This window comes from Microbacterium gallinarum (genome assembly GCF_014837165.1).
Classification (GTDB): Bacteria; Actinomycetota; Actinomycetes; order Actinomycetales; family Microbacteriaceae; genus Microbacterium; species Microbacterium gallinarum.
The window spans coordinates 539,066-548,003 of record NZ_JACSPM010000002.1; the positions used below are offsets into that span (position 1 = coordinate 539,066).

The window sequence follows — 8,938 nt, forward strand, 5'->3', positions numbered from 1 at the left end:
GAACGTAAGCCCGTGATCTGCGCCTGTCAAGTACCCCGCTGAATCGTGTTCCGATCCATCGAGGCACGCGTCGGTGCCCTCGCCCTGCACACAGCGAAGCGGTCCGGGGATATCCCCGGACCGCTTCATCCTTCGAACAGATGGACTACTCGTTGCCGATCGACTTGTCGATGTTCTCCCGCGCGCCGTCGACGTGCTGGTCGATGCTGTCGGGCGCGATCTTCTTGACGAAGTCGGCGGCAGCGTCGAGCGCCTTGTCGCTCACGTCCTCGGCCTGATCGGACTTCAGAACGTCGTCGATCTTGTCCTTGTTCTGCTCGAGGAAGTCCTTGCCCTGATTCACCAGGTCATCGATACCCATGTCACACTCCTTCGGCGCCCCCTCGGGCGCACGCGACCATTCTGTCGGTACCGGCGCGCAGAGGAAAGCCGAGTGCGAATGCGGGAGCGTCGGGCGGCGCTCCGGGCGACCGCTTGTCGAACAGAGTTTCTGCGGCAGGCGGCCTCTCACCTCGCACAACGAAGGGGCCGGGCCCGAAGGCCCGACCCCTTGTCGGTGACGGATGCCGCGGCATCCGCTCAGTGAGTCCGAAGACTTACTTGATGATCTTCGTGACCGTGCCGGCGCCGACGGTGCGTCCACCCTCACGGATGGCGTAGCCGAGGCCCTCCTCCATGGCGATCGGCTGGATAAGCTCGACCGTCATGTCGGTGGTGTCGCCGGGCATGACCATCTCGGTGCCCTCCGGCAGCGTGATGACACCGGTGACGTCGGTGGTGCGGAAGTAGAACTGCGGACGGTAGTTCGTGAAGAACGGGTTGTGACGGCCGCCCTCCTCCTTGGACAGGATGTACGCCGTGCCCTCGAAGTTGGTGTGCGGGGTGACCGAACCGGGCTTCACGACGACCTGGCCGCGCTCGACGTCGTCACGCTTGGTGCCGCGGAGGAGCAGACCGCAGTTCTCGCCGGCCCAGGCCTCGTCGAGCTGCTTGTGGAACATCTCGATACCGGTGACGATCGTCTTCTGCGTCGGGCGCAGACCCACGATCTCGACCTCGGAGTTGATGGCCAGCGTGCCACGCTCGGCGCGGCCCGTGACGACGGTGCCACGGCCGGTGATGGTGAAGACGTCCTCGATGGGCATGAGGAACGGCTTGTCCTTGTCACGCACCGGGTCGGGGATCGACTCGTCGACGGCGTCCATGAGCTCGACGATCTTCTCGACCCACTTCTCGTCGCCCTCGAGCGCCTTGAGGCCCGAGACCTGGATGACGGGAGCGTTGTCGCCGTCGAAGTCCTGCGACGAGAGCAGCTCGCGGACCTCGAGCTCGACGAGCTCCAGGATCTCCTCGTCGTCGACCATGTCGCTCTTGTTCAGCGCGACGAGCAGGTACGGCACGCCGACCTGCTTGGCGAGCAGAACGTGCTCACGGGTCTGAGCCATCGGGCCGTCGGTGGCGGCGACCACGAGGATCGCGCCGTCCATCTGAGCGGCACCGGTGATCATGTTCTTGATGTAGTCAGCGTGACCCGGGGCGTCGACGTGCGCGTAGTGGCGCTTCGGCGTCTCGTACTCGACGTGCGAGATGTTGATCGTGATGCCGCGCTGGCGCTCCTCGGGAGCGGAGTCGATCGACGCGAAGTCGCGCTGAACGTTGGTGGCCGACGGGTACTTGTCGGCGAGCACCTTCGAGATCGCTGCGGTGAGCGTGGTCTTGCCGTGGTCGACGTGACCGATCGTTCCGATGTTCACGTGCGGCTTGGTGCGCTCGAACTTGGCCTTAGCCACTGGGTCCTCCTCAGGACGTTCGTGTAGAAGGTCCGGGCGCTGGTTTGCGACCGGTCGTCTACGGGGATATCTCCACCTTAGTAGAGGCGGATCTGGTGATTCAGTGTGAAGTTGTGCTCCGGGACCCCGCGTCGCCGAGGGGTCCCGGAGAAAGGGTTACTCGCCCTTGGTCTTCTGGACGATCTCGTCCATGACGTTGCGCGGCACCTCGGCGTAGCTGTCGAACTCCATGGAGTAGACGGCGCGGCCGGAGGTCTTGGAGCGCAGGTCGCCGATGTAGCCGAACATCTCGGACAGCGGCACGTTGGCACGCACCACCTTGACGCCGGCGGCGTCTTCCATCGACTGGATCTGGCCACGACGCGAGTTCAGGTCGCCGATGACGTCGCCCATGTACTCCTCGGGCGTACGCACCTCGACGGCCATGATCGGCTCGAGGATGACCGGGTTCGCGCGGCGGACGGCCTCCTTGAAGCCCATCGAGCCGGCGATCTTGAACGCCATCTCGGACGAGTCGACGTCGTGCGAGGCACCGTCGAGCAGGATCGCCTTGACGCCCACCATGGGGTAGCCGGCGAGCACGCCGACGTTCATCGCGTCCTGGAAGCCCTGGTCGGTGGGGCCGATGTACTCGCGCGGGATGCGGCCACCGGTGACCTTGTTCTCGAACTCGTAGATCTTGTCGGCCGTGACCTCGAGAGGCTCGATCGTGAACTGGATCTTGGCGAACTGGCCCGACCCACCCGTCTGCTTCTTGTGGGTGTAGTCGTGCTTCTCGACCGACTTGCGGATCGTCTCGCGGTACGCGACCTGAGGCTTTCCGACGTTGGCCTCGACCTTGAACTCGCGCTTCATGCGGTCCACGAGGATGTCGAGGTGCAGCTCGCCCATGCCCTTGATGACCGTCTGGCCGGTCTCGGAGTTCTGCTCGACGCGGAACGTCGGGTCCTCTTCGGCCAGCTTCTGGATCGCGAGACCCAGCTTCTCCTGGTCGGCCTTGGTCTTCGGCTCGATGGCGACCTCGATGACCGGCTCCGGGAACGTCATCGACTCGAGGACGACCTGGTTGGCGCTGTCGGACAGCGTGTCACCGGTGGTGGTGTCCTTGAGGCCGATGACGGCGTAGATGTGACCGGCGGTGACCGAGTCGACCGGCATCTCCTTGTTGGCGTGCATCTGGAAGATCTTCCCGATGCGCTCCTTCTTGCCCTTGGTCGCGTTGACGACCTGGGCGCCGGAGTCGAGGTGACCCGAGTAGACGCGGATGTAGGTGAGACGACCGAAGAAGGGGTGCGTCACGATCTTGAACGCGAGCGCCGCGAACGGCTCATCGCGGTCGGCGTGACGCTCGATGATGATCTCTTCGTTCTTCGGGTCCTTCGCCTCGATGGCGGGGACGTCGAGCGGCGACGGCAGGTAGTCCACGACCGCGTCGAGCATCGGCTGCACGCCGCGGTTCTTGAACGCCGAGCCACAGAGCACCGGGTAGAGCTCCGACGAGATCGTCAGCTTGCGGATGGCGCCCTTGATCTCGGCGACCGTGAGCTCCTCACCGCCGAAGTACTTCTCGAGCAGGTGCTCGTCGGACTCCGCGACCGTCTCCATGAGCTTCTCGCGGTACTCGGCAGCCTTGTCGGCGAGGTCGGCCGGGATCTCCTGGATCTCGTACTTGGCGCCCATGGTCACGTCGCCCTTGGCGTCGCCGGGCCAGACGAGCGCGCGCATCTCGACGAGGTCGATGACACCCACGAAGTCGTTCTCCGCGCCGATGGGCAGCTGGAGCACGAGCGGCTTGGCCTTCAGGCGGTTGACGATGGTGTCGACCGTGAAGTAGAAGTCGGCGCCCAGCTTGTCCATCTTGTTGACGAAGCAGATGCGAGGCACGTCGTACTTGTCGGCCTGGCGCCACACGGTCTCGGACTGGGGCTCGACGCCCTCCTTGCCGTCGAAGACGGCGACGGCGCCGTCGAGGACGCGGAGCGAGCGCTCCACCTCGACGGTGAAGTCCACGTGACCGGGCGTGTCGATGATGTTGATCTGGTTCTTGTCCCAGAAGCACGTCACAGCGGCGGAGGTGATCGTGATGCCACGCTCCTGCTCCTGCTCCATCCAGTCGGTGGTGGCAGCGCCGTCGTGCGTTTCGCCGATCTTGTGGTTGACGCCCGTGTAGAACAGGATGCGCTCGGTCGTCGTCGTCTTGCCGGCATCGATGTGGGCCATGATGCCGATGTTGCGGACCTTGTTGAGGTCGGTGAGCACTTCTTGTGCCACGGGATGTCTTCCTTACGTATTCGGGATGCGCCGGCCGGGGAGGTCGTCCCCGGCCGGCGACACGAAGCTGATTACCAGCGGTAGTGCGCGAAGGCGCGGTTCGACTCGGCCATCTTGTGGGTGTCTTCGCGGCGCTTGACCGCGGCACCCAGGCCGTTCGAGGCATCCAGGATCTCGTTCTGGAGGCGCTCGGTCATCGTCTTCTCACGACGACCCTTCGCGTAGCTCACGAGCCAGCGGAGAGCGAGCGTGTTGGCGCGGTGAGGCTTGACCTCGACCGGCACCTGGTAGGTCGAGCCACCGACGCGGCGGCTCTTGACCTCGAGGGTCGGGCGCACGTTGTCGAGCGCCTTCTTGAGGGTCGCGACGGCGTCCTGGCCGTTCTTCGCCTCGACACCCTTGAGGGCGGTGTAGACGATCGACTCGGCGAGCGACTTCTTGCCGTCGACGAGGATCTTGTTGACGAGCTGGCTGACGATCGGTGCGCCGTAGACCGGGTCGTTGACGACCGGGCGCTTCGGAGCGGGTCCCTTACGAGGCATCTAACTCAACCCTTCTTCGCGCCGTAGCGGCTACGGGCCTGCTTGCGGTTCTTGACGGCCTGGGTGTCCAGGGCGCCGCGAACGATCTTGTAACGCACACCGGGGAGGTCCTTCACACGACCGCCGCGGACGAGCACCAGCGAGTGCTCCTGCAGGTTGTGGCCCTCGCCGGGGATGTACGCGGTGACCTCGGTGCCGTTGCGGAGCTTGACACGAGCGACCTTGCGCATCGCCGAGTTCGGCTTCTTGGGCGTGGTCGTGTACACGCGGGTGCAGACACCCGCCTGCTGCGGGTTCGCCTTGAGCGCCGGCGCCTTGGTCTTCGAGACCTTGGGCGAGCGACCCTTGCGAACCAACTGCTGAATGGTTGGCACGTTCTCTCCTATGTCGGCTGGGCGGTTCCGTCGGTTCCGCCCAGGTGCTGCACGGTGACAGCGTTCGTGTCTCCCCCGCAGCATCCGGATCTTGCGATTCGTGACGCGGCGGGCTCACATTCATCCACCGGAGCGGCATGATGATGCCGAGCCTTGTGTGGTGGATATGCCGTGGGGGTGACCTGTTCGCAGGTCGTTCCCTGAGATGCGGCGCTCGGCGAGCCTCCTCCGTGCCTAGGCACAGCGGATGGCGCGCGTGGGCGCACACCCGATCAATGATACGCGGGAATCCGGGGGGCGGCAAACGCGCTCGGCCAGAGCGCCGTCGCCGGGGGCGAACAGCGCGGCGTCTGAGCTCAGCGGCGCCCCTTGGCCAGTGCGACACCGGCGACCACGGCCGCCGCGCCGGCGAGCAACGCGAAGAGCGTGAAGACGATGGCGCCGACCAGCGCGGGGCCCTCGCCCCGGTCGTTGCCCGGACCCGAGACATCGATCGATGTGCCCGCTCCCTCGCTGAACACCGTGATCCATGTGGAGATCGCACCCCAGGCGAGGAACACGAAGAGCAGGGCTCCGACGATGAGGAGGCCGACGCGGAGAATCATGACCAGGCTCCCTGGGCTGTGGCGCGCGGGCGCTCATCGCCCTCGACGCGCACGCGGATCGAGCGGAACAGCGCCTCGACGGCGGGCTCGAGCTCTTCGAGCACCGCTGTCTGCTCCTCGATGAGCTCCACGACGAACACGTGGCCACCGCGGATTCCCAGCGTGCGCAGCACGGCGATTCGGCGGTCGGGCAGGTCGGTCAGCACGACGGCGCGCAGCGCGACGTCGAATGCTGTGCCCTCGAGGATGGTGACCGTCTGCACGAATCCGCCGACCCCGGCTCGGGCGAGCTCCGCGAGCTCCTCGGCGGTGCGGGCCTCGGTCTCGGTGACGTAGAGGTGGACGAGCCGCTCCGGCCCGCCCTCGACGGGCAGGTGCCAGAACCGCTCGAGGGCGCCCGGCAGCGGAGAGTCGACGTCCGCCATGCCGACCGCCGCCTGCTCGAGCGCGGCGCGCACCTCGTCGGGCGCGTCGATGCCCGACATCAGGCTCGTCGACAGATCGTGGGCCCAGGTCGCGGCATCCGCATACCCGTTCCACGGGAAGACGAGCGGCACCGGGATCCAGACGCGGTGGTCGAGGTCGATCGTGTACTCGACGTTCATCGCCACCGGAAGGTCTCCATGATCGTGTCGGACAGCTCGGTCATCGCCTCGACCATCGCCGGGTCGGCGCCGTCGGGGAAGGGGATCGCCGACACGAACACGAGCCCGCGGCGGTCGCTGCCCGGCAGGGCGAAGGCGTAACCGACCTGGCGGGTGCGGATCGCCGACAGCTCTCCGGCGCCCTGCGCCTCGGAGCGCCAGCGGAGGATGCGGCCGATCCGGGTGTCGAAGGACTCGACGGCGGCGCCGGCGAGCGCGCGGATGGACTCCTCGAACGTGCGGCCGGGTTGAGCGACGTGCTGACGCACGGCGATGCTCGCGGGCGGCAGGATCTCGGTCGTCTCGACCGGCAGGTACACCGCTGTCACGCCGGACCTGATCAGCTTGCGCCACTGCCCTTCGACGAGCGTGCGGGCCTGCGCGTCCAGGTCGGGCCGTGACAGGTCGCGCATGCGCGCCGACGTCTGCCTGAGGAGCGCGCGCTTGCCTTCGTCGTCGACGAGGTAGCGCGCCCACCCCGGGGGCATCATGATGTGGAAGCCCGAGGGCGTCTGCGTCGCGGTCTGCACGGTCATGCGGCCCCCTGCTCGATGCTGTCGCCTGCCGCCGCCCGATCGGCTCGCGCACCGTGGATCACAGCCGCCGCGAAGAGCACGACCACGGTGACCGTGCCGATCGCGAGCGCGATGCCGAAAGCGCCCAGCGGCACACCGTCGTCGGCGAAGGCGAACATGAAGAATCCCGACGCGAAGGCGCCGGCCACGGCGGGGCCGACGCCGCCGGTCAGCGCCGGAGCGTCGGCCGGACGGGCCGTCGCCGCCCACACGATCCCGGCGACGAGGCCGATCACCCCGAGGCCGATCATGAGCCAGGACGGCACCGGGAAGACCGGGAACGGGACGACGGCCCCCCAGGCCGGGTCACCGCCGGCCGTGACCTGTGCGCCGGAGAGCACGAGGGAGCCGACGAGGAACGCGACGAGAATGCCCGCCTGCACCAGGACGGCGCTGAGGCAGACGATCCCGGCGACCCGGAGGCGTCGCTCGCTGCGCGTGCTCATCTTCCCCAGGGTAGTTGCACATCCTCGAGCACCGGGATGTCGGGCTGGGCGTCGGCGACGCCGAGGCCGTCGAACGTCGAGAACGACGTCCACAGTCCGACGTTGAGCAGGCGCTCGCCCCGGCCGGGCAGCGCGCCCGCGGTGCGGGTGATGAACTCCGTGACCCCGGGGTTGTTCGCCCAGGGCGTCGTGCGCATCGTGTTCAGGAAGTTCTGCACCTGCACGGCCTCCGGGCCGCCCATGGTGATCGAGCGGAACGGGTTGACGAACAAGCCCGGTCGCGGCAGCGCGAGCCAGGAGCGCACCGGCGCGACGAGCGAGCGGAACGGCGAGGTCCAGGTGGTGGGGCGCAGCAGGCTGAGACGCGGCAGCCCCGATCGGATCGCCGCGGTCGTCACGCCGCGGCCCCCGCGGACCACGGTCGACAGCACGGGGGCGCCACGCGAGAGCACCTTGCCGATGCCGAAAGGCAGCAGACCGACGAGACTCCAGGCGACGTCGCTCAACGTCGCCTTGCCGAACGCGAACTGCAGGAGGGTGAGCCCGACGACGAGCAGCGTCAGTCCGAGGATCACCAGTCCGAGCAGACCTGTCAGCGGCGCTCCGATGATGAGGGCGATCACACTCAGCACGATCAGCACGATGCCGATCACGTCGAGCGCGCTGTCGACGAACTCCCAGAACCCGTCGTTGTTGTCGGCGGAGTCCATCGCGCCCTGGATGTCCTCGACGGCCTCGTCGTAGGCATCCGACCACTTCGTGAACACCTGGTCGAAGTCGGTCCACAGACCGTCGCGGGCGGTGGTGGCGCTGGTGAGCGCCGTCGTGGCCGACGACACCTCGGCGTCGGCCGCGTTCTTCTCGGCCTCGGTCGGGTCGTCCGCCCCGGGCACGGTGGTGAGCGCGCTCTGCGCGCTGATCGCATCGGCCTTGGCGTCGAGCGCGGACTGGTAGGCCAGCTCCGCCTGTTCGACGTTGTCGAGGTTGCGCCGCAGCCAGGTCTGCGCCGTCTCGAGGGCGTTCGCGTAGGTGCGCAGCGCGCGTCCGGTCTCGCGATAGCGGACGCCTGCGGCTTCGAGGTCGTCGGCGCTCTCGCTCGCCATCTCAGCGAGCTTCTCGGTGCCCTTGCTCTTGTGGATCGACGAGTCGCCGATCGCCGTGAGCTCTGCCGAGGTGTGCTTCATGACGTCGCCGAGCTTGACCCAGGCATCGCCGCGGTTCCAGATCTCCTCGGCATCGCCTTCCAGCTGCCGGAGTTCGTGACCGCCTTGGGGTGACCGCATCAGACCGCTCTCACATTCGTCGTGCTCGTATCGCGTGCCGCCTCGATGTCGGCCGCGGTCTCTGCATCCCACTCCTGCCAGCCGTCGACGATCGATGACAGCTGCTCGTGGATGTTGGACAGGTTTTCGCTGAGCTTGCCGCGCTTGCCATCCCACTTCGATTCGAAGTCGGAGGCCTTGTCGCGCAGCGCGGTGCGGTCATCGGGGCGGCCGATGTCCTTCTCGAGACCGCTGTTGATCTTCGAGGCCTCCTCGAACTCCGCGATCGCGGCGGCGAGGCCCTCTCGAGCCGTCTGCAGTCGCTCGAGGTCCAGCATGATGTCGGCCACGGGATGATCCTCCAGCTAGGACGGCGCGCGGCGGGAATGCCGCCGCGCACCGGAAGACGGTCAGTTACCGGCGAGTGCC

General features: G+C 67.2%; 11 protein-coding genes. All 11 read right to left on the reverse strand.

Annotated elements, in window-relative coordinates:
- Positions 1 to 145: 145 nt before the first annotated feature.
- The gene (locus H9622_RS09405; RefSeq protein WP_191766104.1) at positions 146 to 361 is read right to left on the reverse strand and encodes an Rv0909 family putative TA system antitoxin; all 216 of its coding nucleotides are present in this window, start codon (positions 359 to 361) and stop codon (positions 146 to 148) included.
- Positions 362 to 596: 235 nt separating this feature from the next.
- Positions 597 to 1,790: an elongation factor Tu gene (gene tuf / locus H9622_RS09410; protein WP_019181737.1), complete on the reverse strand. Its 1,194-nt coding sequence runs from the start codon at positions 1,788 to 1,790 to the stop codon at positions 597 to 599.
- Between the two features lie 156 nt (positions 1,791 to 1,946).
- On the reverse strand, positions 1,947 to 4,061 hold the full coding sequence (gene fusA, locus H9622_RS09415) for an elongation factor G (protein ID WP_191766105.1): 2,115 nt from the start codon (positions 4,059 to 4,061) through the stop codon (positions 1,947 to 1,949).
- Between the two features lie 71 nt (positions 4,062 to 4,132).
- Complete coding sequence (gene rpsG / locus H9622_RS09420; RefSeq protein WP_056117669.1) at positions 4,133 to 4,603, reverse strand: 30S ribosomal protein S7; 471 nt, start codon at positions 4,601 to 4,603, stop codon at positions 4,133 to 4,135.
- 5 nt (positions 4,604 to 4,608) lie between these two features.
- Positions 4,609 to 4,977, reverse strand: coding sequence for a 30S ribosomal protein S12 (gene rpsL / locus H9622_RS09425; protein ID WP_018171438.1), 369 nt, complete (start codon positions 4,975 to 4,977; stop codon positions 4,609 to 4,611).
- Positions 4,978 to 5,333: 356 nt separating this feature from the next.
- Positions 5,334 to 5,582 (reverse strand): hypothetical protein, encoded by a 249-nt coding sequence (locus H9622_RS09430; protein WP_191766106.1) that lies wholly within the window; start codon positions 5,580 to 5,582, stop codon positions 5,334 to 5,336.
- The gene (locus tag H9622_RS09435) at positions 5,579 to 6,193 is read right to left on the reverse strand and encodes a hypothetical protein (RefSeq protein ID WP_191766107.1); all 615 of its coding nucleotides are present in this window, start codon (positions 6,191 to 6,193) and stop codon (positions 5,579 to 5,581) included. The genes H9622_RS09430 and H9622_RS09435 overlap by 4 nt, the downstream gene beginning before the upstream one ends.
- The gene (locus H9622_RS09440) at positions 6,184 to 6,762 is read right to left on the reverse strand and encodes a hypothetical protein (protein WP_191766108.1); all 579 of its coding nucleotides are present in this window, start codon (positions 6,760 to 6,762) and stop codon (positions 6,184 to 6,186) included. Before H9622_RS09440 ends, H9622_RS09435 begins: the two co-directional genes overlap by 10 nt.
- Complete coding sequence (locus H9622_RS09445; protein ID WP_191766109.1) at positions 6,759 to 7,247, reverse strand: hypothetical protein; 489 nt, start codon at positions 7,245 to 7,247, stop codon at positions 6,759 to 6,761. Before H9622_RS09445 ends, H9622_RS09440 begins: the two co-directional genes overlap by 4 nt.
- Positions 7,244 to 8,530 (reverse strand): hypothetical protein, encoded by a 1,287-nt coding sequence (locus tag H9622_RS09450; protein ID WP_191766110.1) that lies wholly within the window; start codon positions 8,528 to 8,530, stop codon positions 7,244 to 7,246. The genes H9622_RS09445 and H9622_RS09450 overlap by 4 nt, the downstream gene beginning before the upstream one ends.
- On the reverse strand, positions 8,530 to 8,859 hold the full coding sequence (locus H9622_RS09455) for a flagellar protein FlgN (protein WP_191766111.1): 330 nt from the start codon (positions 8,857 to 8,859) through the stop codon (positions 8,530 to 8,532). Before H9622_RS09455 ends, H9622_RS09450 begins: the two co-directional genes overlap by 1 nt.
- Positions 8,860 to 8,938: the final 79 nt, after the last annotated feature.

What these genes read in the sequence shown, in the direction of transcription:
- H9622_RS09405 (WP_191766104.1), bottom strand. Translation starts at nt 361, where the DNA reads ATGGGTATCGATGACCTGGTGAATCAGGGCAAGGACTTCCTCGAGCAG.
- rpsG (WP_056117669.1), bottom strand. Translation starts at nt 4,603, where the DNA reads ATGCCTCGTAAGGGACCCGCTCCGAAGCGCCCGGTCGTCAACGACCCG.
- H9622_RS09430 (WP_191766106.1), bottom strand. Translation starts at nt 5,582, where the DNA reads ATGATTCTCCGCGTCGGCCTCCTCATCGTCGGAGCCCTGCTCTTCGTG.
- H9622_RS09440 (WP_191766108.1), bottom strand. Translation starts at nt 6,762, where the DNA reads ATGACCGTGCAGACCGCGACGCAGACGCCCTCGGGCTTCCACATCATG.
- H9622_RS09445 (WP_191766109.1), bottom strand. Translation starts at nt 7,247, where the DNA reads ATGAGCACGCGCAGCGAGCGACGCCTCCGGGTCGCCGGGATCGTCTGC.
- H9622_RS09450 (WP_191766110.1), bottom strand. Translation starts at nt 8,530, where the DNA reads ATGCGGTCACCCCAAGGCGGTCACGAACTCCGGCAGCTGGAAGGCGAT.